This is a genomic window from Streptomyces sp. NPDC054047 (assembly GCF_055585065.1).
Map to the genome: position 1 here is coordinate 313,011 of NZ_JBVJKV010000008.1, position 26,036 is coordinate 339,046.

Sequence of the window (26,036 nt, forward strand, 5' to 3'; positions counted from 1 at the left end):
GAACACCCCTCTACTGCCCACCAGCGGCCCCCACGAGGGGTTTTGGCACTAGCCAGTAGCCAGTAGGCACTAGCCACTACGACCACACACCGTCACCGCCGGGCGCCCGCACGGAACGCTTCTGTGCGGGCGCCCGGTCGTCCCGGCCCCCCGGAAGGGAGCACCACATGCACCGCACCGAACCGCCCGGGATCCTCGCCCCGCACATCCCCGCCGACGCCTACCGCCGCGCCGAGGCAACCGGCCACCCGGTCGTCATCGTCGTCCAGACCACCACCCAGCACCACGGCATCCCGTGGCGGAAGGTCGCCGTTCCCCTCGCCATTGCGGGGGCCGCGGCCCTGGGCTGCTGGGGACTGATCGCCGCCCTCCTCGCCCTGGTCGACTACGGCACCCACGTGGCGACCACCGTCGCCGGTGCGGCCGGACCCATCGGCGTCGGCGGCATCACCCTCAAACTCGCTCGCCACAAGGGCCAGTAGCTACGCCAAGGGCGGCTCCTCCCTCTCGCCAAAGAAGCGGGGCCGCCCTTGTCCACCCGATCCCTACAGACCTGTGGAGGACTCCAGCATGACGCAACCCACCGACATCCGGCGAGACGGCCACCGGCCGTTACTGCTGGACCTGTTCTCCTGCGCCGGCGGCGCCGCCACCGGCTACGCCCGCGCTGGCTTCCGCGTGCGCGGCTGCGACATCGCCGACCGGCCCAACTACCCCTTCCCCTACCACCGGGGCGATGCCCTGGAATACCTCGCGCACCTCATCGCCTCGGGCGAGATCGAGCGGTACGCGTTCGTGCACGCTTCCTGCCCGTGCCAGGCGGGGTGCGCTCTGACCGTGGGCACCAACCAGTCGCAGGGCTGGGGCGGCACGCATGCCGATCTGGTGGCGCCCACCCGTGAGCTGCTGGAGCGCACGGGTCTGCCGTACGTGATCGAGCAGCCCAACGGGCGCGCGGAGATCCGCAAAGATCTCACGCTGTGCGGGGAGATGTTCGGGCTCGGGGTGATCCGTCACCGCAACTTCGAGTTGGGCGGCTGGAGCATCGAGCAGCCAGCGCACGTCCCCCACCGGGGCCGCGTGCGTGGCTACCGGCACGGTCGCTTCTACGACGGTCCGTATGTGGCCGCCTACGGCAACGGCGGGGGCAAGCCGTCCGTCCCGGAGCTTCAGGCCGCGATGGGCATCGACTGGACCGACGTCCGCGAGGAACTGACCGAGGCCATCCCGCCCGCCTACACCCAGCACATCGGCCGCGCATTCCTCACCACCCTCATGGTGGGGGTGGCGGCGTGAATGAGCACCTGAGGACCGCGCTCGATCTCGTCGCATTCGGCCTCCCGGCGCTGCCGCTGCGGGCCGGAAAGGTCCCGTTCGGCAACTGCCGCCGCTGCACCGGCAACGTGTGCGGCGGCCGGCCGAACATGAAGGTCCCCGGTCAGTGCGTCTGTCCCGGCCCCTGCCACGCATGGGCCGCCGCGACCACCGACCCGGACGTCATCGCCTCCGGGGTCTGGCGGCGCGCGTGGGGGGTGGCTGCCGCGGTCGCCTACCACCCCGGCGGCGCCGGGCTCACCGTGGTCGACCTCGACGACGCCGACGCTGTGACGTGGGCGCGCGAGACCCTGCCCGCCACCCAGATCGTGGCCACGACGCGCGGCGAGCACTGGCTCTACCTCGGGCGGATGCCGTCCGCCAACGGTGTCCGCCCCGGCGTGGACATCAAATCCACCATGGCCTACGCCCGCTGGCTCGGCTTCGGCACCGGCACCATGACCGCACTGCCGGACACGGTCCGCGCGCTGGCCATGAAGGAACCCCCCGCGGTCCGGACAGTGCCGCAGGCCGTCACCGCGGCCGCACCGACCGGCGGCGGGCAGTGCCGGCACCGCACGCCCGCCTTCCTGGAGCGCGGTATCGCGATGGCCGAGCAGCGCATCACCGACACCACCAGCGGCGTGCATACCACCGTCTACACCACGTTTCTCGCCGTGCTCTCTACGCACGGCCGGTGCGGCTGCCTCACCGAGGACCACATCGCGCGCTTGTTCACCGCCGCGCAGACCAAGGGCGAGACGTCGCGTCACTGCACCGACGCGTGGACCAACGCGCGCACTCAATTGGGGCTTTGAGCATGGAAGACGACGACAAGAACCCGGCCCGGAAGGTCATCGCGGACTACGCGCAAGAGCGCTTCCGCTACTTCCGCACCGCAGACGGCACCGTCTACGCCCAGCGCAAGGGCCACCCCGTGGCCCGCCCGATCCGCTCCCAGGGCACCACGGGAAGCCACCGCCAAGAACTCATGGTCGGCCTGTTCAAGGACGGGATCGGCATGTTCAACGGCACCGCTTTGAAGGAGGCACTCGACTTGATCGAAGCACTCGCCCTCACCGAGCAGGTCCAGCCCGTCAACATCCGCGTCGCCCCCGGCTTCGACGGGGCCACCTGGCTGGACCTGGGCCGCAACGACGGTCAGTCCGTCCGCATCCACCCCACCGGCTGGGACATCGCCGTCCCCGACCCGCAAGAGGTCTGCTGGCGCCGCACCCAGCTCACCGGTGAACTCCCCCTCCCGGCCAAGGACACCAACGGCAAGGGCATCGACCTGCTGTTCAGGCTGTGCAACTTCGCCAACGCCGACACCGAATCCCTGACCATGGCCTGGCTCATCGGCTGCCTTGAACCCTCCGTGCCCGTCCCCGCCCCCTTCCTCACCGGCCCCCAGGGCGCGGGCAAGTCCACCGCCGGCCGGATGCTCATCCGCATCATCGAAGGCATGAGCAGTGACCTGCGCCGGGCACCGAAGGACGAGGACAACCTGATCGCCGCGGTCGCCGCGGGCTGGATCACTGCGCTGGACAACCTCTCCCACATGGCCCCGGACCTCTCCGACGCCATGTGCTGCATCGTCACCGGAGCCGAGTCCGTCAAGCGCGCCCTGTTCACCGACGGAGACGTCTTCCGCGCCCGCTACCGCCGCCCCCTCCTCTTGACCGGCATCGACGTCGGCGTCATCCGCCCCGACCTCGCCGAACGCCTCCTGCCGCTGCGCCTGGAACGGCCGAAGGTGCGGCGCACCGAGGCGGAACTGTGGGCGGAGTACGCGGAAGTCCTGCCCGTCATTCTCGGCTCCCTGCTCGACCTGACCGTCAAAGTCCGCGCCGCCGCCGCGGAGACGCCGACGGATCTGCGCATGGCGGACTTCGCCCACCTGTGCGCGCAACTCGACAAGGCGACCGGGCTCGGAGCGCTTCAGGCCTACCGGGCCGGGCTGGACGACCTGAACGACGACGTCATCGAGGGCGACCTGCTCGCGCAGACCGTGCTCCAATACGCGGCCGGCATGCCCGCCGGGGCACAGGAGCGGATGACGTCCGCGGAGTGGCTGAACCTCCTCACGCGGCTCTACAGCGGCGAGGACTGCCGACCGCTCCCGAAGGGGTGGCCCACCACCGGCAAGGTGCTCTCCGACCGCCTCAAGCGCCTTCAGCCCACCCTCGCCGCCCGCGGCCTGGTCGTCGACTGGGGACGCACCCGCGAGGCCCGCTACATCGAACTCACCGATCCCGAGCCCGCATCCGGACCGCAGCCGGAGCAGGAAGCGGCGTTCTGACCACCAGGTCACCGCACAACAGCAAGAGGAGCACCCGTCGCGACGCGCGAGGGTGCTCCTCTTACTGTTCGGTGCGCAGCACCGCCCGAAGGACGTGCCGCGCAGCGGCTCCTTCTTCACGTCCTGAGGCGCGCACAACAACAGACACCACCCCCCTCTTTCCTAAGTAGGGAACCGCTGCGTCACCTGCGTCACCCACGCCGGGAAACGGCTCCTGACCAGCCAAGAAGGGGGTGACGCAGAGCCCGACCGTCTGCGTCATCGTGCGTCACCTGCGTCACCCACCAGTGACGCAGGTGACGCGGCGGTGACGCACCCCAACCGTGCTCCGTCACCGATAACCGCAGGTCAGAAGCTTGAATGACACAGGTGACGCGGTGACGCAGAAATCCGAGCCTCGGACAGACGCGACGCCTGCCACCGAGGTCGGTGACCCCTCGTTCGCCCAACCTTCCTTCGCGGCACACCCCATGTGGTCGCGCCCACCGCACATCCAAGGAGGAGTCGTGGCCAAGTCCCGCGACGAAATGCTGACGATTCCCGAGGTCATCGCAGAAATCGGCGTCCCGCGAGCGACCTTCTACCGCTGGCGACAGCTCAGGAAGGGGCCCAAGGCCATCAAGCTCCCCAACGGCTCCGTACGCATCCGTCGCTCCGAACTGGAGCGCTGGATCGAGGCGCTGGGAGAGGCTGCATGACCCACCGGAACACCTCGAAGGGCGCCCGCGGGAGCGGGCGCCCGCCCGCGGCCGAGGAACCGAATCTGTCGACGGACGTGCGGGTATGGAAGGTCAACCAAGTACGTAGCAAGAAGGCTCCGTACCAACTTCGTTGGCTCGTGGCAGGGAAGGTCAAAACGGCGAGCTTCCCCACGGTCACCCTCGCCGAGCACCGTCGCTCCGAGCTGTGGAAGGCGATGGTCAAGGGCGAGGCATTCGACGTCGAGACTGGGCTTCCGGAGTCTGAGCTCAGGGCGGCTGCCGCACGAGCGGACACCAGACCCGACCCTTCGTGGTGGGACTTCAGTCGCGAGTACATGGCCAGCCGCTGGCGCACCTCCGCGGCTAAGACCCGAGAAGGGGTGGCGGACAGCCTCGCCACGGTCGCGCTCGCCATGATGGGCGACGGGAAGAAGCCGCCGACACTCGAAGAGATCCGCCTCGCGATGCGATGGGCCGTTGTGCCGGCACACCGGGGCGAAGAACCTCCCAGAGATCTCGCGGTCGCGTGCGCGTGGCTTGAGCAACGCTCGCTGCCGTTGTCGGCCCTGACTGACCCCAAGATGGTCCGCGACGTCCAGTACCGGCTCTCGTTCAAGTTGGACGACACTCCGGCGGCGGGGGAGACGTACAAGCGGCGCCGTCGCGGCTTCAACACCGCCATGGAGTACGCGATCGAAAACGGGTACCTGGACACCAACCCGCTCGCGGGCGTGAAGCGCTCGGGGTCCGCCCGTGGCGACGTCGTGGACCCCAGAGTTCTGGTGAACGCGGTTCAGGGAATCCAGCTCCTGGCTGCTGTCTCGTACGTAGGGTCCGTGCACCGCAATCGTGGCCGTCGACTAGTCGCTTTTTTCGGCTGCCAGCTCTACGCCGCAATGAGGCCGGCGGAAGCTGTCGGGCTGCGCGAGAAGGACTGCTACCTGCCCGAGACGGGTTGGGGGACCCTCACCCTCCGGGAAACCCGCCCGGTGTCCGGCAAGAAGTGGACCGATTCGGGGCAGCGCCACGACAAGCGGGGGCTCAAGTCGCGTGAGGTCAAGGCCGACCGGCCTGTTCCCATACCGCCGCTGCTGGTCGCGATGCTCCGGGAGCACATCAAGGAGTTCGGTACGGCCAAGGACGGCAGGCTCTTCGCCAACGAGCGCGGTGGCGTTCTTGGGACCTCTAGTTACTGGAGGGTGTGGCAGGAAGCAAGACCCATCGCGCTCCCACCGGACAAGACGGATTCCCCGCTCGCGCACCGGCCCTACGACCTTCGGCATACCTGCATCACGAACTGGTTGAACGCTGGGGTCCCGGTGGCCGAAGTAGCCCGCCGTGCGGGCAACTCCCCGGAGGTCATCCACCGCCGCTACGAGGGTTGCATTGATGGTCATGAGGAAGTCAATAACGCGAAAATCGAACGCGCTATGGGGTGGATAGACTGAAGTGAATCAAGCGGAGAGTGGCGGCTTGTCAGGGGTATCCCTATAGTCGGCCGCCGCTCTCCTCCTGTCTGTCATGCAGCGATCGTTCGCTGGGACCATAGATAATTCAGGTGTTCTTTTTCGCGGTCGTATAGCCATTTTGGGATAGGTGGTGCGCTGGCTGTAGTCACGCGGTATTCGCCGTATACCGCAAGAATTGTGCCGAGCTTATCCCTTCTCAGCTCTTCCTCGGATAATGCGGCCAGCGCATCGAGGCGAATATATAGACGCTCACTTTTTTCCTCGGCTGATTTCCATGACCGAACCTCGCTGAACTGAGTTAGTGCCGCACCTGACGCGAGGGCCGCTACGAGTACGCGAGCCAAGATGAGGCTGCGATCTCCGGAGGCGAGAGGGATTGCCACGAGAATGAGGACGAACGTCATTCCGGCGAATGCCCAGAGAATCCGTGCATAGTATGCCGCAGTTTTCCGATACTGGTGCATATTCCAAAACGCGTTCTCTTGCAGATGATCGCACAGTCTTCGCATGCCGGTAGGTGAGCTGCTTGCGAAGTAGTCCGCTGCTGCTGGTTCTGCGGTCTGCTGAGCAGAGGCGGAACTGGCACGGCTAAGCCATCTATTCAGTTCAAGGCGTTCATCGGTGCTCCCTAACGCATTTAGTGAGAGCCCGTGTGTTCTTCCTTCTTCGCCGTTACTGTGAAAATCCCCTGCGTTGTCTCTGAATACCCAAGAGCAGACTTGAACTACGAGTGCCAGCAGGGCTGGAATATACGTGTAGGGATTCGATATAAAGATTGACGCTGTACTCAAAAGGAAAGTGGCGATGGGCAGTCTGCGGCCCCATTTGTACCAGTATCCCGCCTTTTCTAGCTGGCTATCTGCTAGGCCGATCACCTTAAGTGATGACAGTTGAGAAGTGGTCACCGAATAGCCTCCCCCATAGTTCGGTAGACTTCTGAGTGTCGCCAGACTTTTCGCTAAAATACGCTTCTTTGGCGATCCTCTTGGATTCTAGTAAGGTCAACACCTTCGGTGAATTCGTATCGATTGAACGCTCGATAGAAGTAAGCATCTCGATGACTGCGAGCGGGAATTCTGGAATGTCATCCGTGAATGTCTTGTAGGCAATAAGCTCGATATCGTGGGACGAAACTGGTTGGCCGTGAGTTTTGCTCCACCACTTGCACAGCCGAATCAACTTCTTGAAGTCGTCGCCGAGGTGCTCAGTGGCTTCTCTGACTCTTCTAGATTGCTCTTCGGGGGCGTATGCTTCCCATCCGTCTTGATTTGGAGTGGGGATCCGGTATACGTCGTCATCTACGCTATTAGTTCCGGAGTGAATTGCAGCTAGGACATCGACTGTGACGTCACCTGCGGCAAGAATGCGAACGGCATTTTCGGATACCTCCACGTGTGACTCTGTCTCTCGCAGAATATTTGCGACAGAAGTTACGAGCGTTGTGGCGTCTGCCCGTGCAAGTTGATTTTCTGATTCAATGACGGCCACGATGTCAACGTCCGAGAATCTACGGATAGCTGTAGACCTCGTCATGGATCCCGTAATGAGGCACTCTCGCACCTCAGGTCGTTGCTCGATCTTTTGCGAAAGGCGTCGCCCCTGTTCAAGAGCAGTCGCCTTTTCGCCGTCTGACAATGTGATGTATTGAAGGAAGTCGTCAAACAAATCTGCGATTGAGTGCGTCATTTTGAGAGGAGCATTCGAGTCCCGTGGGAAGCCTTTGTGCTGATAGAGCCACAGTGTGCCGCATGTCGGCGCGTGCCACAGTCGCTACGTCCGGGTCATGGTGATTCTGCTGACGTGGCTCGCGTCGAAGCCGGGGTTCGAGGCAGGCGTCCGGGTGCTCGGTGACGTCAGGATCTCACTCGCCACTCACTCGCGATCAGTGACAGACAACGACAAAGAGCCGGACTCAGTGGGACTGAGTCCGGCTCTTTGTGCGTGGCACTCGTGCAGGTCAGCGACTTGATCGTGCTGGTTGCTGCGAAGTGCCCCCGGCAGGATTCGAACCTGCGCACACGGCTCCGGAGGCCGTTGCTCTATCCCCTGAGCTACGGGGGCGTGTCAGCGCGGCTTGCGCGGCGACGTGTAGAACCCTACCAGCTCCTAACGGCTCCCCATGAACAGGTATTTCCGCACTCCGGGGCCGTGGGGGCGGACGCATCCGCACCCTGCGTCCCAGGCGTCACCCTTGGTTCCGCGGCCGGCTCCCCCGCACGGGGCGGAAGTGGGGAAAACCCGGACGCGGCGGCGGGCGCGGACCTACTCTCGAGTTGTGTCAGGCGTGTCCGGCCGCGTGCTTGTTGTGGACGACAACAAGGTCATCCGGCAACTGATCAGGGTCAACCTCGAGCTGGAGGGCTTCGAGGTCGTGACCGCGGCCGATGGTGCCGAGTGCCTGGATGTGGTGAACCAGGTCAGGCCCGATGTCGTCACGCTCGACGTGGTGATGCCCCGTCTCGACGGGCTGCGTACCGCCGCTCGGCTGCGCTCCGATCCGCGGACCCGGCATCTGCCCATCGTCATTGTCAGCGCCTGCACCCAGTACGAGGTGGAGAGCGGGCTCGAGGTCGGGGTGGACGCCTTCCTTGCCAAGCCCTTTGAACCTGCCGAACTGCTCGGGATCGTACGGCAGTTGATGGAGCATGGCAGTGGTGGAGGTGGGCGTGGTGGTGCCGTCGGCAGCGAATGGGGGGCCGCCGGTGAGGCCGAGCGCGCAGGCCGCCCCGGCGGCTGACCCGCCCCCCTGCCCGTAGCCGCGCCCCGCGGCTGACACGGCTCCTCCCTTGATCCAGTCCCCGCCCGCAGCCGCCAACGCCGGGAGCCGAAGCCCCCGGCCTCCGCAGCCCCCCTACTGGGAGCTTCAACTCTCACCCGGGCCCCTCCGCACCCGCTGCCGCCGGGCCCGCAGACCCCGGCCACGAGCGGCAGACCCCCCACCCGAGCCCCCCGCAGCCGCCCCACCGTGGAGCCTCGCACCCCCGCCGGGCGGGATCCCTCCCCGAAGCCGCCCCCCCGCCAGCTCCACCCCCAGGCACCACAGCCAGCCAGGACCGCCGGCCGCCTCCCCCCCCCCCCCCCGGGCGCCTCCCCCGTCCACATCCCGGACCATCCGGGAAACCGGGTCGCGTCCCCACCCCCCTCCTCCCATACGCTTGACCCGTGACCCCCGTCGAGCTCTCCCGCACCGTGCTGCGCGCCATGCGCCGCGCCGTTGACGACGGCGAGCTCAGCGGCCTTGGTGATCTTGACGACTCCGGTGACCCCGGCCCCGGTGACTCCGGCCCCGGTGACCCCAGCCCCGGAGACTCCGGCCCCGGCGCCCCCGCCCCCAGCGGCTCCGCCGACCCGCGCACGACCCCGCGTGTCGTCATCGAGCGGCCCCGACCCGGTGGCTGCGGGGATTACGCCACCAACGTCGCCCTGCAGGTCGCCCGCGCCGCCGGGCGGTCGCCCCGGGAAGTTGCCGAAGTGCTGTCCCCGCGGCTCGTCGCCGAGCCCGGTATCGCCGCCATCGACATCACCGGGCCCGGCTTCCTCAACATCACCCTCGACCGGGGTGGCGACGGCAGCGGCGGCCCGGGAAGCACCGCCGCCCTCGGAGGGGCCGCCCTCGTGCGGGACGTACTCGACCGCGGTGCCTCCTACGGTCACCTCCCCCCCGGCTCCGGCGGAGCCCACCAGCTCCACTTCCCCCGCGAAATCCGCGCCGCCGTCATCGCCGACTCCCTTCGCCGCGTCCTTCTCTCCCAGGGCGCTCTCGTACGGGTCACCTGCGACGAGGCCCCCGACGCCGGCTGGGGCGCCCTCGGCGTACGCGTCGACGCCCACGGGAAGCCCCCCGCCGAGATCCACACCCTCCGCCCCGTCCCCGCCCCGCAGGACCCCACCCCCCTCGGCCGCGACGCCGCCCGCTGGGCCCTCCTGCATCCCGCCGCCCGCGACCGGCCCCGCATCGGCGACGAGCACCTCGTCCAGCGCGAGGCCAACCCCCTCTTCCGCGTGCGGTACGCCCACTCCCGCACCCGTGCCCTCACCCGCGGCGCCGCCGCCCTCGGTTTCCACGGCGCCCCCGGCGACCTGGGTGACATAGCCGGGCCGGAAGCGCGGGACCTCCTCGACGCCCTGGCCGATCACCCCCGCGTCCTGGCCGCGGCCGCCCGGCACCGCGCTCCCGATCGTCTCGCCCGGCATCTCGTCGGCACGGCCGATGCCTTCCTCGCCTTTCAGCCCGCCGTACTGCCGCTTGGTGACGAGAAACCCTTGGCCGCCCACCGCGCCCGGCTCGCGCTCGCCGAAGCCGCCGGGACGGTGCTCGCAGGCGGCCTGTCCCTGCTCGGCATCAGTGCCCCCGAGTACTTGTGACACGTGAAGACAGACGTGAATGAAGTGAGAGAGACGAACGCGACATGAGCCGTTCCGCACACCCCGCCGGGCCCCGCCACGCCGACGTAGTGCCCGAAGGGCACTACACCGCCCCGGCCGCCGACCTGAACTCCCTGGACCCGAAGGTCTGGTCGCAGACCGTCGCGCGCAACGCCGACGGTGTCGTCACCGTCGGCGGCATGGAGGTGACCCGGCTCGCCGAGGAGTTCGGCACCCCCGCCTACTTCCTCGACGAGGCCGACTTCCGCGCCCGCTGCCACGCCTGGCGCGGCGCCTTCGGCTCCGACGCCGACGTCTTCTACGCCGGGAAGGCCTTCCTCTCGCGCGCCGTCGTCCGGTGGCTGCACGAGGAGGGGCTCAATCTCGACGTGTGCAGCGGCGGCGAGCTCGCCACCGCCCTCGCCGCCGGGATGCCCGCCGACCGCATCGCCTTCCACGGCAACAACAAGACCGAGGAAGAGATCGAGCGGTCCATCGAGGCCGGTGTGGGCCGCATCGTGCTCGACTCCTTCCAGGAGATCGCGCGCGTCGCCCACATCGCCGACCGGCTCGGCGTCCGTCAGCGCGTGCAGATCCGCGTGACCGTCGGCGTCGAGGCCCACACCCACGAGTTCATCGCCACCGCCCACGAGGACCAGAAGTTCGGCATCGCCCTCGCCGGGGGACAGGCCGCCGAGGCCGTGCGCAGGGCCCTTCAGCTCGACGGGCTCGAACTCATCGGCGTGCACTCGCACATCGGCTCGCAGATCTTCGACATGGCCGGTTTCGAGGTCTCCGCCCGGCGCGTGGTGCAGCTGCTCGCCGAGGTCCGTGACGAGCACGGCGTCGAGCTTCCCGAGATCGACCTCGGCGGCGGTCTCGGCATCGCCTACACCTCCGAGGACGACCCGCGCGAGCCGCACGAGATCGCCAAGGCGCTCGGCGAGATCGTGACGCGGGAGTGCGAGGCCGCCAATCTGCGCACCCCTCGGATCTCCGTCGAGCCGGGGCGCGCCATCGTCGGGCCCACCGCCTTCACCCTCTACGAGGTCGGCACCGTCAAGCCCCTCGAAGGACTGCGTACGTACGTCTCCGTCGACGGCGGCATGTCCGACAACATCCGTACCGCGCTCTACGACGCCGAGTACAGCGTCGCGCTCGTCTCGCGCGAGTCCGATGCCGAGCCCATGCTCGTCCGTGTCGTCGGCAAGCACTGCGAGAGCGGCGACATCGTGGTGAAGGACGCGTTCCTTCCGGCCGACCTCGCGCCCGGAGACCTGATCGCCGTGCCCGCGACCGGTGCTTACTGCCGGTCCATGGCGAGCAACTACAACCACGCCCTTCGTCCGCCGGTGGTCGCCGTGCGGGACGGTGGGGCGCGGGTCATCGTCCGGCGCGAGACGGAGGAAGATCTCCTGCGACTCGATGTCGGCTGAGGAAATACCTGCCGAAGAACGACGTCTGGCAGAGTATCGGCCAGTGAAATAGATGTCTCACGATCCGGACAGTGGATAGAAACTGCGATCCGGTGGGCGAGACTGGTCCCACTGTAGATGTATGAGAAGTGAGGTCGGATGATGCGTACGCGTCCGCTGAAGGTGGCGCTGCTGGGCTGTGGGGTTGTCGGCTCAGAGGTGGCGCGCATCATGACGACGCATGCCGACGACCTCACGGCCAGGATCGGCGCCCCGGTGGAGCTCGCCGGGGTCGCCGTCCGCCGTCCGTCGAGGGTGCGTGAGGGAATCGATCCCTCACTGGTCACCACGGACGCGACCGCGCTGGTCAAACGCGGTGACATTGATGTCGTCGTCGAGGTCATCGGGGGCATCGAGCCCGCCCGCACCCTCATCACCACCGCGTTCGAGCACGGCGCCTCGGTCGTCTCCGCGAACAAGGCGCTCATCGCCCAGGACGGCGCCGCGCTGCACGCCGCCGCTCTCGAGCACGGCCGGGACCTCTACTACGAGGCCGCCGTCGCCGGTGCGATCCCGCTGATCCGGCCGCTGCGCGAGTCCCTCGTCGGTGACAAGGTCAACCGCGTCCTCGGCATCGTGAACGGCACGACCAACTTCATCCTCGACGCCATGGACACCACCGGTGCCGGGTATCAGGAAGCGCTCGACGAGGCCACCGCGCTCGGGTACGCCGAAGCGGACCCGACCGCCGACGTCGAAGGCTTCGACGCCGCCGCCAAGGCCGCGATCCTGGCCGGCATCGCCTTCCACACGCGCGTGCGTCTCGACGACGTCTACCGCGAGGGCATGACCGAGGTGACCGCCGCCGACTTCGCGTCGGCGAAGCGCATGGGCTGCACCATCAAGCTCCTCGCCATCTGTGAGCGCGCCGCCCACGGCGGGTCGGTGACCGCGCGCGTGCACCCCGCGATGATTCCGCTCAGCCATCCGCTGGCGTCGGTCCGCGAGGCGTACAACGCCGTGTTCGTCGAGGCCGAGGCCGCCGGCCAGCTCATGTTCTACGGTCCCGGCGCGGGCGGTGCCCCCACCGCGTCGGCCGTGCTCGGCGACCTCGTCGCCGTCTGCCGGAACAAGCTCGGCGAAGCCACCGGGCCCGGCGAATCCGCGTACACCCAGCTGCCCGTGAGCTCCATGGGCGAGGTCGTCACGCGCTACCACATCAGCCTCGACGTAGCCGACAAGCCGGGTGTCCTCGCCCAGGTCGCGACGGTCTTCGCCGAGCACGGCGTATCGATCGATACGGTCCGTCAGACGGGCAAGGACGGCGAGGCCTCCCTCGTCGTCGTCACCCACCGCGCGCCCGACGCCGCCCTCACCGGCACCGTCGAGGCGCTGCGGAATCTCGACACCGTGCGTGGTGTCGCCAGCATCATGCGGGTTGAAGGGGAGTAGTCAGCAATGACCCACCAATGGCGCGGAATCATCGAGGAGTACCGGGACCGTCTTCCCGTCTCCGCCACGACGCCGGTCGTGACGCTGCGCGAGGGCGGCACGCCGCTCGTGCCCGCGCAGGTGCTCTCCGAGCGCACGGGCTGCGAGGTGCACCTCAAGGTCGAGGGCGCCAATCCGACCGGGTCCTTCAAGGACCGCGGCATGACGATGGCGATCACGAAGGCCAAGGAGGAGGGCGCCAAGGCCGTCATCTGCGCCTCCACCGGCAACACGTCGGCCTCGGCCGCCGCCTATGCCGTACGGGCGGGAATGGTCTGCGCGGTCCTCGTGCCGCAGGGCAAGATCGCGCTCGGCAAGATGGGCCAGGCGCTCGTCTACGGCTCGAAGATCCTCCAGGTCGACGGCAACTTCGACGACTGCCTGAACCTCGCCCGCGCGCTCTCCGAGAACTACCCGGTGGCGCTGGTCAATTCGGTGAACCCGTTCCGCATCGAGGGCCAGAAGACCGCCTCGTTCGAGATCGTCGACGCGCTCGGTGACGCCCCCGACATCCACGTGCTCCCGGTGGGCAACGCGGGCAACATCACGGCCTACTGGAAGGGCTACAAGGAGTACGCCGCCGACTCGGTCTCGACGCGCACTCCTCGCATGTGGGGCTTCCAGGCTTCCGGTTCCGCGCCCATCGTGCGCGGCGAGATCGTCAAGGACCCGTCGACCATCGCCACCGCGATTCGCATCGGCAACCCCGCGTCGTGGCAGTACGCCCTCGACGCGCGCGACGAGTCGGACGGCTTCATCGACGAGGTGACGGACCGTGAGATCCTGCGCGCCTACAAGCTGTTGGCCTCCCAGGAGGGTGTCTTCGTCGAGCCGGCGTCGGCCGCTTCCGTCGCCGGTCTGCTGAAGGCGGCCGAGCAGGGCAAGGTCGACAAGGGGCAGCGCATCGTCTGCACCGTCACCGGAAACGGCCTCAAGGACCCGGACTGGGCCGTCGCCGGCGCGCCGCAGCCGGTCACGGTTCCGGTCGACTCGGCCGCGGCGGCCGAGCGTCTGGGCCTGGCGTAGATTTTCCGGTCCGGGACGGCGACAACCGGACGCCGGGCATAACCACCCGGAAGACCCGCAACTCCGTACAGGGGGTGCACAGGGGGCTTACGACACGCATCGTGCGCCTCCTGTGCGCCCTATGTCGCCACAGAACCTTCCTTCGATAGGCTGTACCGAACCCGCCCCGCCGCATATGCCGCGGTGCCGCCGCAGAGCGGCCTTCGGGTAGTGCCTCATCACGTGGCAAGTCCTCAAAAGATCGCAGCTCAAGGAGAGTCATCGAGCGATGGCCGGTCCCGCGTTCCGCGCCGCCGCCGTCCGGGTGCGCGTCCCCGCCACCAGCGCCAACCTCGGCCCGGGCTTCGACGCCCTCGGCCTGTCGCTGGGTCTGTACGACGACGTCGTCGTGCGGGTGGCCGACACCGGACTGAACATCGACATCGCAGGTGAGGGCAGCGAGACGCTCCCGCGCGACGAGTCGCATCTGCTTGTACGTTCCCTGCGTACCGCCTTCGACCTGCTCGGCGGACAGCCGCGCGGGCTCGAGATCGTCTGCGCCAACCGCATTCCGCACGGCCGGGGTCTTGGCTCCTCGTCCGCCGCCATCTGCGCGGGCATCGTCGCCGCGCGCGCCGTGACCATAGGCGGTGACGCCCGGCTGGACGACAACGCCCTGCTCGAGCTCGCCACCGAGATCGAGGGCCACCCGGACAACGTCGCCGCCTGTCTGCTCGGCGGTTTCACGCTCTCCTGGATGGACGGGGGAGCGGCGCGGGCGATCAGGATGGAGCCCGCTGATTCCATCGTTCCGGTGGTTTTCGTACCGGGCAAGCCCGTCCTCACCGAGACCGCGCGCGGACTGCTCCCGCGCACCGTCCCGCACGTCGACGCGGCCGCCAACGCGGGCCGGGCCGCACTGCTCGTCGAGGCCCTGACCAGGCGCCCCGAGCTGCTGCTTCCCGCGACCGAGGACCGGCTCCACCAGGAGTACCGCGCACCCGCCATGCCGGAGAGCGCCGCGCTGGTGGAACGCCTGCGCGCGGACGGCGTTCCGGCCATGATCTCCGGCGCGGGACCCACGGTCCTGGCGCTGGCCGATGAGAGTGCGGCGGACAAGGTCGCACGCCTCGCGGGCGAGGGCTGGGCGGCCAACCGTCTGGCGCTCGACGCGACCGGTGCGAGCGTGCTGCCGCTTGCGCCTTGACACCTGGTAGCCGGATTAGAGAGGGGGAATGTTTGTTGGATCCGGTAGTGTTAATCTCAAGTCTGCACCCGACCCCACCATGGCGAGGTGCTTCGTGTCCCCGTCCGGGACATCCATCCTTCCGGGAGCCTCCCAACCTGCTCTGTGCCCCGCACTGAGCGGTGCCGAGCACGCTCCGGAACCGGCGTGACCGAGCCGAGTGACACCGCACATCAGTGGCACCTCACCGGGACTCGCCATCACCAGTGAATTCTTCCGCCGCGCGTTGGCGGACCTCCGCCCCGGCACGGTCCACACACCAGAGGACCTCCGGACAGCACAACCGGTCGCCGAGCCAGACAGGCCGACGTCCGCTCCAGGGAAGGACCCTTCGTGAGCGACACCACCGATCTGATGGGCGTGACTGCCGACACGCCCGCCACGGACGCCTCTGCGGCGCCTGCCACCGGTGCATCGGCCGGGTCCCGGCGGCGCCGCGGCACCGGCCTCGATGGCATGGTGCTGGCGGAACTGCAGCAGGTCGCATCCGGCCTCGGTATCAAGGGCACCGCGCGGATGCGCAAGAGCCAGCTGATCGAGGTCATCAAGGAGGCGCAGGCCGGGGGAGCCCCCGCGAAGGCCGCGCCGTCCGCGTCCGCCACGGACGCCGAGACCAAGCCCAAGCGCCGCGCGACCTCGAAGGCCCGGACGGGCGAGGACACCGCGGCGGGCACGGACAAGGGTGCCAAGGCGAGCAAGGCCGACAAGGCCGAGCAGGCCGCGGGCGCGAAGGCCGAAGAGGCCGTCGCCCAGCAGCAGATCGACATCCCGGGCCAGCCCGCGGGTGCCGACAAGGGCGAGCGCCGCCGTCGCCGCGCCACCGCCGACGCGGGCAGCCCCGAGACGGTCACCGCCGAGGCGAAGAGCGAGCCGAAGACCGAGGCCAAGACGGACGCGCCGTCCGAGGCCAAGGGCGACGGCTCCGGTGACAACAACGCCGAAGGCCGCCGTGACCGCCAGGGCCGCGACCGTCAGGGCCGTGGCCGTGACCGCGACCGCCGTGGCAACAAGGGCGACGAGCAGCAGGGCGGCAACCGCCAGCAGGGCGGCGGCCGTCAGGACCGCCAGGACCGCGGTGACCGTCAGGACCGTGGCGACCGCCAGGACCGCCAGCAGCGGGACCAGCGGGACAACGGACCGCAGGACGACTTCGACGACGAGGCGGGTGGCCGTCGCGGCCGCCGCGGCCGTTACCGCGACCGCCGTGGCCGTCGTGGACGCGACGAGTTCGGTGGCGCCAGCGAGCCGCAGGTCGCCGACGACGACGTACTGATCCCCGTCGCGGGCATCCTGGACATCCTCGACAACTACGCGTTCATCCGGACCTCGGGCTACCTGCCCGGTCCGAACGACGTGTACGTGTCGCTCGCCCAGGTCCGCAAGAACGGTCTGCGCAAGGGTGACCACGTCACCGGCGCCGTCCGCCAGCCCAAGGACGGCGAGCGCCGCGAGAAGTTCAACGCGCTCGTGCGCCTCGACTCGGCGAACGGCATGGCGGCCGAATCCGGGCGCGGGCGACCGGAGTTCAACAAGCTGACGCCTCTTTACCCGCAGGACCGGCTCCGCCTGGAGACCGACCCGGGCGTGCTCACCACCCGCATCATCGACCTCGTGTCGCCGATCGGTAAGGGCCAGCGCGGTCTGATCGTGGCTCCGCCGAAGACCGGCAAGACCATGATCATGCAGGCGGTCGCGAACGCGATCACCACGAACAGCCCCGAGTGCCACCTGATGGTCGTCCTGGTCGACGAGCGTCCGGAAGAGGTCACCGACATGCAGCGGTCGGTGAAGGGCGAGGTCATCTCCTCGACCTTCGACCGTCCCGCCGAGGACCACACCACGGTCGCCGAGCTGGCCATCGAGCGCGCCAAGCGTCTCGTGGAGCTCGGCCACGACGTGGTCGTGCTGCTCGACTCGATCACCCGCCTGGGCCGTGCGTACAACCTGGCGGCCCCGGCCTCCGGCCGCATCCTGTCCGGTGGTGTCGACTCGACCGCGCTCTACCCGCCGAAGCGCTTCTTCGGTGCGGCGCGCAACATCGAGGACGGCGGCTCGCTGACCATCCTGGCCACCGCGCTCGTCGACACCGGTTCGCGCATGGACGAGGTGATCTTCGAGGAGTTCAAGGGCACCGGCAACATGGAGCTCAAGCTCGACCGGAAGCTCTCCGACAAGCGCATCTTCCCGGCGGTGGACGTCGACGCGTCCTCCACCCGCAAGGAAGAGATCCTCCTGAACGCGGAGGAGCTCGCGATCGTCTGGAAGCTGCGCCGGGTGCTGCACGCGCTCGACTCGCAGCAGGCCATCGAGCTGCTTCTCGACAAGATGAAGCAGACGAAGTCGAACGCCGAGTTCCTCATGCAGATCGCGAAGACGACCCCGGCGCCGGGCAACGGCAACGACTAGTCACAGCGGCACAGCACGACACCGAGGGCCGCCCCCGTCACACGACGGGGGCGGCCCTCGGCGTTCGGGGACGCGGAAGGGGCGCTGAATGACCTTGGCCACACACCTAAGAGATTCTTACGGTCACCCGCAGTAGCCCCGCGACGGAAAAAACCGCAGGTGAGAAGCTGGAAGTACGGGGCAGGAGTGCACGAAGTGTCACGAGCGCGCGCCGGGGCGCTCACAAAGCGCTGTGCAACCCTTCTTTCGGTTTCCACGTCTGACAAGTGACGACAAACCGCGCCTGACCCTGAAAGCAGGGGGTAGCCGACCCGACGAGGACTGAGGAGCACATGGCCGACGAGAGCGCATCCGCGGATACGACACCGAAGCGCCCCAAAGGCGGTGGCGGTCGGCGTCGCAAGCCGCGCGACAAGCGCCGCAAGGTCCTCGTCGTCACCGCGTGGACCGCGGCATCGGTGGTCGTCCTCGGCGGTGCGGGCCTCGGTTTCGTGTACTTCAAGCTCAACGGCAACATCAAGGGCGTCGACATCAACGCGGCGCTCGGCACGGACCGCCCCGAGGACGTCGACAACGGTTCGCAGGACATCCTCGTCCTCGGCTCCGACTCGCGCTCCGGCGACAACGCCAAGTACGGCAAGGACGAGGGCGGCGCCCGCTCGGACACGGCGATGGTCGTGCACGTGAACAAGGGCCACAAGACGGCCAGCATCGTCTCGATACCCCGGGACACGCTGATATCCCGCCCCGAGTGCGAGACGGACGGCGGCGGGACCGACCCCGGCGGTCAGCGGCAGATGTTCAACACGGCCTACGAGGTCGGCGGCCCCGCCTGCGCCGTCAAGACCGTGGAGAAAATGTCCGGCATCCGGATGGATCACTACGTAGAGGTCGACTTCTCGGGCTTCAAGAAGCTGATCAACACCCTCGGTGGCGTCGAGATCACCACCAAGAAGGCCATCAACGACAAAGACAGCCATCTGAATCTCGAGGCCGGCACGCACCAGCTCACCGGCGAGCAGGCCCTCGGCCTGGTCCGCACCCGGCACGGCGTCGGCGACGGCAGCGACCTCGGCCGCATCCAGCTCCAGCAGGCCTTCATCAAGGCCCTGATCAACCAGGTCAAGGACGTCGGCGTCTTCAGCAACCCGAAGAAGCTCTACGACCTCGCGAACGACGCGACGAGCGCCATCACCACCGACTCCGACCTGAACGACGTCAAGAGCCTCGCGGGCTTCGCGAGCGGCCTCAAGGGCATCGGCGCGGGCGACATGAAGATGGTCACCCTGCCCGTCCAGTACGACCCCGCCGACCTCAACCGCGTCCTTCCCCTGGAGAAGGCCGACCGGCAGGTCTGGGCGGCGCTCAAGGCCGACAAGCCCATCCCCAAGTCCGCCACCGAGAAGTCCGCGGGCGACAAGGGTGAGGCGAGCGACGTCGTGACCAGCGACTAACGACGTTCCCGGCCCCCGCCACAGCCCGCGGGGAATAGAACAGAACCCACCCCGGTTTGGGCAGATGCGACCCGTCCTGGCAGACTGGTACGTCGGCCCCGGTTCACGTACGAGCAATCCGCGCGTGCGACCCGGCGCCCTCCCGAAACTAGGAGACACCTTGAAGCGCGACATCCACCCCGAGTACTTCGACACCCAGGTCAGCTGCACCTGTGGCGCGGAGTTCACCACCCGCAGCACGATCTCCAGCGGCACCGTCCGTGCCGAGGTCTGCTCCGAGTGCCACCCGTTCTACACGGGCAAGCAGAAGATCCTCGACACCGGTGGCCGTGTGGCCCGCTTCGAGGCCCGCTTCGGCAAGGCTGCAGCCGCCAACAAGTAGCGAGCCACTGCGCCGGTCTTCGGCCGCCCTCGGGAGGGGGTGGTTGGGACCGGCGCTTTGCCGTCTGATCGCAGCAGCCATGTCGCGTAGAACCTTCGCGTAGAAAACTCAGGAGACCCCGATGTTCGAGGCGGTCGAGGAACTGATCGGCGAGCACGCCGATCTGGAGACAAAGCTCGCGGACCCCTCGGTCCACGCCGACCAGGCCAACGCGCGCAAGCTCAACAAGCGCTACGCCGAGCTGACCCCGATCGTCTCGACGTACCGCGCCTGGAAGCAGACCGGCGAGGACATCACGACGGCCCGTGAACTGGCCGCGGAGGACCCGGAGTTCGCCGCCGAGGTCAAGGACATGGAGAAGCAGCGCGAGGAGATCACCGAGAAGCTGCGGCTTCTCCTGGTGCCCCGGGACCCCAACGACGACAAGGACGTCATCCTCGAGGTCAAGGCGGGCGCGGGCGGCGACGAGTCGGCGCTCTTCGCCGGCGACCTGCTGCGCATGTACCTGCGGTACGCGGAGCGCGTCGGCTGGAAGACCGAGATCATCGACGCCACCGAGTCCGAGCTGGGCGGCTACAAGGACGTCCAGGTCGCCGTGAAGACCAAGGGCGGCAACGGCGCGACCGAGCCGGGCCAGGGCGTCTGGGCGCGGATGAAGTACGAGGGCGGCGTGCACCGCGTGCAGCGCGTGCCCTCGACCGAGTCGCAGGGCCGGATCCACACCTCCGCGGCCGGTGTCCTGGTGACGCCCGAGGCCGAGGAGGTCGATGTGGAGATCCACGCCAACGACCTGCGCATCGACGTCTACCGCTCCTCGGGCCCCGGCGGCCAGTCGGTCAACACCACCGACTCCGCGGTGCGCATCACGCACCTGCCGACCGGCGTCGTGGCCTCCTGCCAGAACGAGAAGAGCCAGCTCCAGAACAAGGAGCAGGCGATGCGTATTCTGCGCTCCAGGCTCCTTGCCGCGGCTGTGGAGGAAGCGGAGAAGGAGGCGGCGGACGCCCGTCGCAGCCAGGTCCGCACCGTCGACCGCTCCGAGAAGATCCGGACGTACAACTTCCCGGAAAACCGGATCTCGGACCACCGTGTCGGCTTCAAGGCGTACAACTTGGACCAGGTGCTCGACGGAGACCTCGACGCGGTCATCCAGGCCTGTGTCGACGCGGACTCCGCCGCCAAGCTCGCGGCGGCCTGAGCCCCGACCGCACCCGCCCATCGCTCAGCTCAGCCCCGGAGGACCAGCGTGAACCTGCTGCTCGCGGAAGTGGCCCAGGCCACCCAGCGGCTGGCCGACGCCGGCGTGCCCTCGCCGCGCAACGACGCGGAGGAGCTCGCCGCCTTCGTGCACGGCGTGAAGCGGGGCGAGCTGCACTCCGTCAAGGACACGGACTTCGACGCCCGGTACTGGGAGACGATCGCGCGCCGTGAGGCCCGCGAGCCGCTCCAGCACATCACCGGGCGTGCGTTCTTCCGCTACCTCGAACTGCAGGTCGGCCCCGGTGTCTTCGTGCCGCGCCCGGAGACCGAGTCGGTCGTCGGCTGGGCCATAGACGCCGTGCGCGCGATGGACGTCGTCGAGCCGCTCATCGTCGATCTCTGTACGGGGTCCGGGGCCATCGCCCTGGCCATGGCGCAGGAGGTCCCGCGCTCGCGGGTGCACGCCGTGGAGCTCTCCGAGGACGCCCTGAAGTGGACGCGGAAGAACGTCGAGGGGTCCAGGGTCAAGCTCTCCCAGGGCGACGCGCGTGACGCGTTGCCGGAGCTGGACGGCCAGGTCGACCTCCTCATCTCGAACCCGCCGTACATCCCGCTCACGGAGTGGGAGTACGTCGCTCCGGAAGCCCGCGACTACGACCCGGAACTGTCGCTGTTCTCCGGCGAGGACGGCCTCGACCTGATCCGCGGCATCGAGCGCACCGCACACCGCCTCCTGCGGCCCGGCGGTGTCGTCGTCATCGAGCACGCCGACACCCAGGGCGGCCAGGTGCCGTGGATCTTCACCGAGGAGCGGGGCTGGGCCGACGCGGCCGACCACCCCGACCTCAACAACCGGCCGAGGTTCGCGACAGCCCGCAAGGCGATGCCGTGAGCACCACCACTTCAAGTCAGCAGTACGTGTACGAGGAGGCCCGTTAGATGGCACGGCGATACGACACCAATGACGCGACCGACCGTACGACCGGTCTGCGCGAGGCCGCGTCGGCCGTCCGCCGTGGCGAGCTGGTCGTCCTGCCCACCGACACCGTCTACGGCATCGGTGCGGACGCCTTCACGCCGGAGGCGTGCGCCGACCTGCTCGACGCCAAGGGCCGTGGCCGCAACATGCCGACGCCTGTGCTCATCGGCTCCCCGAACACGCTGCACGGCCTGGTCACGGACTTCTCCGAGTCCGCCTGGGAGCTCGTCGACGCCTTCTGGCCCGGTGCGCTGACCCTGGTCGCCAAGCAGCAGCCCTCGCTCCAGTGGGACCTCGGGGACACCCGTGGGACCGTCGCGATCCGGATGCCGCTGCACCCCGTCGCCATCGAACTGCTCACCGAGGTCGGCCCCATGGCGGTCTCCTCGGCGAACCTCACCGGACACCCGGCTCCGGAGGACTGCGACGCCGCGCAGGAGATGCTCGGCGACTCCGTCTCCGTGTACCTGGACGGCGGCCCGACGCCGGGCATCGTCCCCTCCTCGATCGTGGACGTCACCGGCAAGGTGCCCGTACTGCTGCGCGCGGGCGCCCTGGACGCGGAGGAGCTCCGCAAGGTGGTACCCGACCTCGAGGTGGCGAATTGACAGCCCCTGAGACGGGGCGTGGCATAGCGGCTTATCCCGATTCGTTCCGCATCCTCCACGTCAGCACCGGAAACGTGTGCCGCTCGCCGATCACCGAGCGGCTGACCCGGCATGCCCTGGCCGACCGCCTGGGCGATCCCTTCACCGGCGGCCTGATCGTGGAGAGCGCGGGCACGTGGGGGCACGAAGGCGCCCCCATGGAGACCAACGCCGAGACCGTGCTCGCCGACTTCGGCGCGGACGCCTCCGGCTTCATGGGGCGCGAGCTCCTGGACGACCACGTCATCCGCGCGGACCTCGTCCTGACGGCGACCCGGGACCACCGGGCGCAGGTCATCTCGATGGGCCACTCGGCGGGCCTGCGCACGTTCACGCTCAAGGAGTTCACGCGGCTCGTGCGGGCCATAGACCCGGCGACGCTGCCCGACGTCGACGGAGGCGTCGTCGAGCGGGCCAGGGCCCTGGTGCGGGCCGCCGCGGCGCTGCGTGGCTGGCTCCTGGCGCCCACCGCGGAGGCGGACGAGGTGTACGACCCCTACGGGGCGCCGCTGCCGTTCTTCCGCTCGGTGGGCGACGAGATCAACGAGGCGCTCGACCCGGTGGTGACGGCGCTGACGGGCGTGCGGGCCAAGGCCTGAAACCTTTCTCTTCGCCGCGGGTGAAAGATCCGCCCCGACACCGCGCGGGCACCGTGTGGCAGGCCTACATTGGAGGGACCCTCACCCCTCGCGAGGCCCGGAGCCCAAGATGCCGGTCAGCACCGCACCCACCGCCGCCCCGACGGCGCCCGCTGACTTCGCCGCGCTCCGCGGCGCGGACCCCCAGATGGCGGAGGTCCTGCTGGCCGAGCAGGAGCGCCAGGCGTCCTCGCTGCAGCTCATCGCCGCCGAGAACTTCACCTCACCGGCGGTCCTGGCGGCCCTGGGCTCGCCCCTGGCCAACAAGTACGCCGAGGGGTACCCCGGAGCCCGCCACCACGGCGGCTGCGAGCTGGTGGACGTCGCCGAGCGCATCGCCATCGACCGCGCCAAGGCCCTCTTCGGCGCCGAGCACGCCAACGTGCAGCCGCACTCCGGCTCCTCCGCCGTCCTGGCCGCGTACGCCGCCCTGCTGCGCCCCGGCGACACCGTCCTGGCCATGGGCCTGCCGTACGGCGGTCACCTCACACACGGCTCGCCCGCGAACTTCTCGGGGCGCTGGTTCGACTTCGTGGGCTACGGCGTCGACGCGGAGAGCGGCCTCATCGACTACGACCAGGTCCACGCCCTGGCCCGCTCGCACCGGCCCAAGGCGATCGTCTGCGGCTCCATCGCCTACCCCCGGCACATCGACTACGCGGCTTTCCGCGACATCGCCGACGACGTGGGCGCCTACCTCATCGCCGACGCGGCCCACCCGATCGGCCTGATCGCCGGGGGAGCGGCCCCGAGCCCCGTGCCGTACGCCGACGTCGTCTGCGCCACGACGCACAAGGTGCTCCGCGGCCCCCGCGGCGGCCTGATCCTGTGCGGGTCCGAGCTGGCGTCCCGCATCGACCGCGCGGTGTTCCCCTTCACGCAGGGCGGCGCCCAGATGCACACGATCGCGGCCAAGGCCGTCGCGTTCGGCGAGGCGGAGACCCCGGCCTTCACGGCGTACGCCCACCAGGTCGTCGCCAACGCGCGCATCCTGGCCCAGGCCCTGGCCGCCGCCGGCTGCGCGATCACCACCGGCGGTACGGACACGCACCTGATCCTGGCGGACCCCGCGCCCCTGGGCGTCGACGCGCAGAGCGCCCGCGGCAGGCTCGCCGCCCGCGGTCTCGTCCTCGACACGTGCGCCCTGCCCCACGCCGACGGGCGCGGGCTGCGGCTCGGCACGGCGGCCGTCACCACGCAGGGCATGGGGGACGCGGAGATGGTGCGGATCGCGGCCCTCTTCGCCGATGCGGTGCGTGAGGAATCCAAGGAGGCGAGGGACTCGAAAGTACGAGACGAAGTGCGTGAACTGGTGGGCAGATTTCCGCCGTATACGGACTAGGTCGGGGTAGACGCGTCAGAGGAAGGCGCGTACTCGTGCAACCATCGTCGCTACCCGGAAGTCCCCAACCGTATGCACGCAGAGCTAGGGTGTGGGGCTGAGATGGCCAGCGATACCTGTGGGGAAGCCCGTGCGTGAATACCTGCTGACGCTCTGCATCACGGCCGCGGTGACTTACCTGCTGACCGGCCCGGTGCGGAAGTTCGCGATCGTGGCCGGCGCCATGCCGGAGATCCGCGCCCGCGACGTGCACCGGGAGCCGACGCCCCGGCTCGGCGGTATCGCGATGTTCTTCGGGCTGTGCGCCGGTCTGCTGGTCGCCGACCACCTGCCGAACCTGAACGACGTCTTCGAGCGGTCGAACGAACCGCGCGCGCTGCTCTCCGGCGCCGCGCTGATCTGGCTGATCGGCGTCCTGGACGACAAGTTCGAGATCGACGCCCTGATCAAGCTGGGCGGCCAGATGATCGCCGCGGGCGTCATGGTCCTGCAGGGCCTGACGATCCTGTGGATCCCGGTTCCTGGCTACGGCATGGTCCTCCTGGACCAGGGCCAGGGCACGCTCCTGACGGTCGCGCTCGTGGTCATCACGATCAACGCGGTGAACTTCGTGGACGGCCTCGACGGCCTCGCCGCGGGCATGGTGTGCATCGCGGCGACGGCGTTCTTCCTCTACGCCTACCGTCTCTGGTACGGCTACGGCATCGAGGCCGCCGCCCCCGCGACGCTCTTCGCCGCGATCCTGATCGGCATGTGCCTGGGCTTCCTGCCGCACAACATCCATCCCGCTCGGATCTTCATGGGGGACTCGGGGTCGATGCTGATCGGCCTGGTCCTCGCGGCGGGTGCGATCTCCGCCACAGGCCAGATCGACGGCGACGCCCTGAGCCTGAACTTCGGCGGCACCCGCGATGCCACGCACGCGATGCTCCCGGTCTTCATCCCGCTCCTGATGCCGCTGACGATCATCGCGATCCCGTTCGCCGACCTGGTCCTCGCGATCGTCCGGCGTACGTGGAACGGCAAGTCGCCCTTCGCCGCCGACCGCGGCCACCTCCACCACCGCCTCCTGGAGATCGGCCACTCGCACAGCCGCGCGGTGCTGATCATGTACTTCTGGTCAGCGCTGATCGGCTTCGGCACGGTGGCCTACTCGGTCCACTCGGCCAGCATGTGGATCCTCTTCGTGATCGTCGCCCTGAGCGCGGTGGGCCTGGTGCTGCTCATGCTGCCGCGGTTCACCCCGCACATCCCGCGCTGGGCCGAGTCCTTCGTGCCGCCGCGCTACCGGCGGCGCAAGGCGGCCTCGTCGGCCGCGACCGCGGCCGACGAGGCGGGTGCGCCGGACGAGACGGATGCGCAAGCGGAGGACCGGCCACCGGTCGGAACAGGCGTCAACGGGGCGACGGCCGTTGGCACCCGCTCGCGCTTCGAGGATCGGCGCAAGGCCGGTTCGTCGAGCTGACGCCATCGGCAAACTCGCCCAATACCAGACAAGTTGCCGCGTCGCGTGCACATACGCGCGGATTAACTCTCATGTGTGACGGCGAGCACACCTAGCAGGTAAAGACCTCATCAAATAGTTTGTGATACCGTTCACGAAACCAGGGAATAGAGCCGAAGGACCGTAGTGCGACGGTCCATTGGCCCGAGGGACACTCTCGACCCCGGACTACGCTC

The 26,036-nt window shown here is 68.7% G+C and carries 23 protein-coding genes and 1 tRNA gene; 21 read left to right on the top strand and 3 right to left on the bottom strand.

What is annotated here, in order from left to right; all coding sequences use genetic code 11:
• Nucleotides 1-167: 167 nt before the first annotated feature.
• From ACZ6ZP_RS28110 to ACZ6ZP_RS28135, 6 genes are all read left to right on the top strand, one after another.
• Nucleotides 168-482, top strand: coding sequence for a hypothetical protein (locus ACZ6ZP_RS28110; RefSeq protein ID WP_469408818.1), 315 nt, complete (start codon nucleotides 168-170; stop codon nucleotides 480-482).
• An 88-nt stretch (nucleotides 483-570) separates the two neighbouring features.
• Nucleotides 571-1,296 (top strand): DNA methylase, encoded by a 726-nt coding sequence (locus ACZ6ZP_RS28115; protein ID WP_469408820.1) that lies wholly within the window; start codon nucleotides 571-573, stop codon nucleotides 1,294-1,296.
• A complete protein-coding gene (locus ACZ6ZP_RS28120; RefSeq protein ID WP_469408821.1) occupies nucleotides 1,293-2,132 on the top strand; it encodes a bifunctional DNA primase/polymerase in 840 nt (279 codons plus the stop codon). The genes ACZ6ZP_RS28115 and ACZ6ZP_RS28120 overlap by 4 nt, the downstream gene beginning before the upstream one ends.
• A gap of 2 nt (nucleotides 2,133-2,134) precedes the next feature.
• A complete protein-coding gene (locus ACZ6ZP_RS28125; RefSeq protein ID WP_469408823.1) occupies nucleotides 2,135-3,616 on the top strand; it encodes an ATP-binding protein in 1,482 nt (493 codons plus the stop codon).
• 506 nt (nucleotides 3,617-4,122) lie between these two features.
• Nucleotides 4,123-4,314, top strand: coding sequence for a helix-turn-helix transcriptional regulator (locus ACZ6ZP_RS28130; protein WP_469408825.1), 192 nt, complete (start codon nucleotides 4,123-4,125; stop codon nucleotides 4,312-4,314).
• The gene (locus ACZ6ZP_RS28135; RefSeq protein WP_469408826.1) at nucleotides 4,311-5,765 is read left to right on the top strand and encodes a tyrosine-type recombinase/integrase; all 1,455 of its coding nucleotides are present in this window, start codon (nucleotides 4,311-4,313) and stop codon (nucleotides 5,763-5,765) included. The genes ACZ6ZP_RS28130 and ACZ6ZP_RS28135 overlap by 4 nt, the downstream gene beginning before the upstream one ends.
• Nucleotides 5,766-5,836: 71 nt before the next feature.
• On the opposite strand, the gene ACZ6ZP_RS28140 is transcribed toward ACZ6ZP_RS28135, so the two are convergent.
• The 3 genes from ACZ6ZP_RS28140 to ACZ6ZP_RS28150 all read right to left on the bottom strand — a co-directional run bounded on the left by ACZ6ZP_RS28140 (nucleotide 5,837) and on the right by ACZ6ZP_RS28150 (nucleotide 7,847).
• A complete protein-coding gene (locus tag ACZ6ZP_RS28140) occupies nucleotides 5,837-6,691 on the bottom strand; it encodes a hypothetical protein (protein WP_469408827.1) in 855 nt (284 codons plus the stop codon).
• A complete protein-coding gene (locus ACZ6ZP_RS28145) occupies nucleotides 6,663-7,472 on the bottom strand; it encodes an SMODS domain-containing nucleotidyltransferase (protein WP_469408829.1) in 810 nt (269 codons plus the stop codon). The genes ACZ6ZP_RS28140 and ACZ6ZP_RS28145 overlap by 29 nt, the downstream gene beginning before the upstream one ends.
• A gap of 303 nt (nucleotides 7,473-7,775) precedes the next feature.
• Nucleotides 7,776-7,847: transfer RNA gene (locus ACZ6ZP_RS28150), tRNA-Arg, on the bottom strand.
• Between the two features lie 166 nt (nucleotides 7,848-8,013).
• On the opposite strand from ACZ6ZP_RS28150, the gene ACZ6ZP_RS28155 reads away from it, so the two are divergent.
• The 15 genes from ACZ6ZP_RS28155 (at nucleotide 8,014) to ACZ6ZP_RS28225 (ending at nucleotide 25,821) form a co-directional block, all read left to right on the top strand.
• Nucleotides 8,014-8,523 carry a response regulator gene (locus ACZ6ZP_RS28155; RefSeq protein WP_351163852.1) on the top strand — a complete coding sequence of 170 codons (510 nt, stop codon included), beginning with the start codon at nucleotides 8,014-8,016 and terminating at the stop codon, nucleotides 8,521-8,523.
• Nucleotides 8,524-8,948: 425 nt separating this feature from the next.
• Nucleotides 8,949-10,151 carry an ArgS-related anticodon-binding protein NrtL gene (gene nrtL, locus ACZ6ZP_RS28160; RefSeq protein ID WP_366461210.1) on the top strand — a complete coding sequence of 401 codons (1,203 nt, stop codon included), beginning with the start codon at nucleotides 8,949-8,951 and terminating at the stop codon, nucleotides 10,149-10,151.
• A gap of 44 nt (nucleotides 10,152-10,195) precedes the next feature.
• Entirely contained in the window at nucleotides 10,196-11,587 is a 1,392-nt protein-coding gene (lysA, locus tag ACZ6ZP_RS28165; RefSeq protein WP_351163857.1) for a diaminopimelate decarboxylase, read from the top strand.
• Nucleotides 11,588-11,725: 138 nt separating this feature from the next.
• Entirely contained in the window at nucleotides 11,726-13,018 is a 1,293-nt protein-coding gene (locus ACZ6ZP_RS28170; RefSeq protein ID WP_351163860.1) for a homoserine dehydrogenase, read from the top strand.
• A gap of 6 nt (nucleotides 13,019-13,024) precedes the next feature.
• Entirely contained in the window at nucleotides 13,025-14,083 is a 1,059-nt protein-coding gene (thrC, locus tag ACZ6ZP_RS28175; protein WP_351163862.1) for a threonine synthase, read from the top strand.
• Nucleotides 14,084-14,351: 268 nt separating this feature from the next.
• Entirely contained in the window at nucleotides 14,352-15,269 is a 918-nt protein-coding gene (thrB, locus tag ACZ6ZP_RS28180; protein ID WP_351163864.1) for a homoserine kinase, read from the top strand.
• Nucleotides 15,270-15,641: 372 nt separating this feature from the next.
• On the top strand, nucleotides 15,642-17,714 hold the full coding sequence (gene rho / locus ACZ6ZP_RS28185; RefSeq protein WP_351163867.1) for a transcription termination factor Rho: 2,073 nt from the start codon (nucleotides 15,642-15,644) through the stop codon (nucleotides 17,712-17,714).
• Nucleotides 17,715-18,046: 332 nt separating this feature from the next.
• The gene (locus ACZ6ZP_RS28190) at nucleotides 18,047-19,168 is read left to right on the top strand and encodes an LCP family protein (protein WP_351163869.1); all 1,122 of its coding nucleotides are present in this window, start codon (nucleotides 18,047-18,049) and stop codon (nucleotides 19,166-19,168) included.
• A 160-nt stretch (nucleotides 19,169-19,328) separates the two neighbouring features.
• The gene (gene rpmE, locus ACZ6ZP_RS28195; protein WP_351163871.1) at nucleotides 19,329-19,550 is read left to right on the top strand and encodes a 50S ribosomal protein L31; all 222 of its coding nucleotides are present in this window, start codon (nucleotides 19,329-19,331) and stop codon (nucleotides 19,548-19,550) included.
• Nucleotides 19,551-19,671: 121 nt separating this feature from the next.
• Complete coding sequence (prfA, locus tag ACZ6ZP_RS28200; protein ID WP_351163874.1) at nucleotides 19,672-20,748, top strand: peptide chain release factor 1; 1,077 nt, start codon at nucleotides 19,672-19,674, stop codon at nucleotides 20,746-20,748.
• A 48-nt stretch (nucleotides 20,749-20,796) separates the two neighbouring features.
• Nucleotides 20,797-21,642, top strand: coding sequence for a peptide chain release factor N(5)-glutamine methyltransferase (prmC, locus tag ACZ6ZP_RS28205; RefSeq protein ID WP_249587746.1), 846 nt, complete (start codon nucleotides 20,797-20,799; stop codon nucleotides 21,640-21,642).
• Nucleotides 21,643-21,689: 47 nt separating this feature from the next.
• Nucleotides 21,690-22,337, top strand: coding sequence for an L-threonylcarbamoyladenylate synthase (locus tag ACZ6ZP_RS28210; RefSeq protein ID WP_249587745.1), 648 nt, complete (start codon nucleotides 21,690-21,692; stop codon nucleotides 22,335-22,337).
• The gene (locus ACZ6ZP_RS28215; protein ID WP_344530651.1) at nucleotides 22,334-22,975 is read left to right on the top strand and encodes an arsenate reductase/protein-tyrosine-phosphatase family protein; all 642 of its coding nucleotides are present in this window, start codon (nucleotides 22,334-22,336) and stop codon (nucleotides 22,973-22,975) included. The genes ACZ6ZP_RS28210 and ACZ6ZP_RS28215 overlap by 4 nt, the downstream gene beginning before the upstream one ends.
• 109 nt (nucleotides 22,976-23,084) lie before the next feature.
• Complete coding sequence (locus ACZ6ZP_RS28220) at nucleotides 23,085-24,356, top strand: serine hydroxymethyltransferase (RefSeq protein ID WP_399979350.1); 1,272 nt, start codon at nucleotides 23,085-23,087, stop codon at nucleotides 24,354-24,356.
• Between the two features lie 130 nt (nucleotides 24,357-24,486).
• Entirely contained in the window at nucleotides 24,487-25,821 is a 1,335-nt protein-coding gene (locus ACZ6ZP_RS28225; RefSeq protein ID WP_361464248.1) for an MraY family glycosyltransferase, read from the top strand.
• Nucleotides 25,822-26,036 lie beyond the last annotated feature (215 nt).

Bases quoted from the DNA above. Each gene is read 5' to 3' on its own strand.
- ACZ6ZP_RS28110 (WP_469408818.1), top strand. From the start codon at position 168: ATGCACCGCACCGAACCGCCCGGGATCCTCGCCCCGCACATCCCCGCC.
- ACZ6ZP_RS28115 (WP_469408820.1), top strand. From the start codon at position 571: ATGACGCAACCCACCGACATCCGGCGAGACGGCCACCGGCCGTTACTG.
- ACZ6ZP_RS28125 (WP_469408823.1), top strand. From the start codon at position 2,135: ATGGAAGACGACGACAAGAACCCGGCCCGGAAGGTCATCGCGGACTAC.
- ACZ6ZP_RS28135 (WP_469408826.1), top strand. From the start codon at position 4,311: ATGACCCACCGGAACACCTCGAAGGGCGCCCGCGGGAGCGGGCGCCCG.
- ACZ6ZP_RS28145 (WP_469408829.1), bottom strand. From the start codon at position 7,472: ATGACGCACTCAATCGCAGATTTGTTTGACGACTTCCTTCAATACATC.
- lysA (WP_351163857.1), top strand. From the start codon at position 10,196: ATGAGCCGTTCCGCACACCCCGCCGGGCCCCGCCACGCCGACGTAGTG.
- ACZ6ZP_RS28170 (WP_351163860.1), top strand. From the start codon at position 11,726: ATGATGCGTACGCGTCCGCTGAAGGTGGCGCTGCTGGGCTGTGGGGTT.
- thrC (WP_351163862.1), top strand. From the start codon at position 13,025: ATGACCCACCAATGGCGCGGAATCATCGAGGAGTACCGGGACCGTCTT.
- thrB (WP_351163864.1), top strand. From the start codon at position 14,352: ATGGCCGGTCCCGCGTTCCGCGCCGCCGCCGTCCGGGTGCGCGTCCCC.
- ACZ6ZP_RS28190 (WP_351163869.1), top strand. From the start codon at position 18,047: ATGGCCGACGAGAGCGCATCCGCGGATACGACACCGAAGCGCCCCAAA.
- prfA (WP_351163874.1), top strand. From the start codon at position 19,672: ATGTTCGAGGCGGTCGAGGAACTGATCGGCGAGCACGCCGATCTGGAG.
- ACZ6ZP_RS28210 (WP_249587745.1), top strand. From the start codon at position 21,690: ATGGCACGGCGATACGACACCAATGACGCGACCGACCGTACGACCGGT.
- ACZ6ZP_RS28220 (WP_399979350.1), top strand. From the start codon at position 23,085: ATGCCGGTCAGCACCGCACCCACCGCCGCCCCGACGGCGCCCGCTGAC.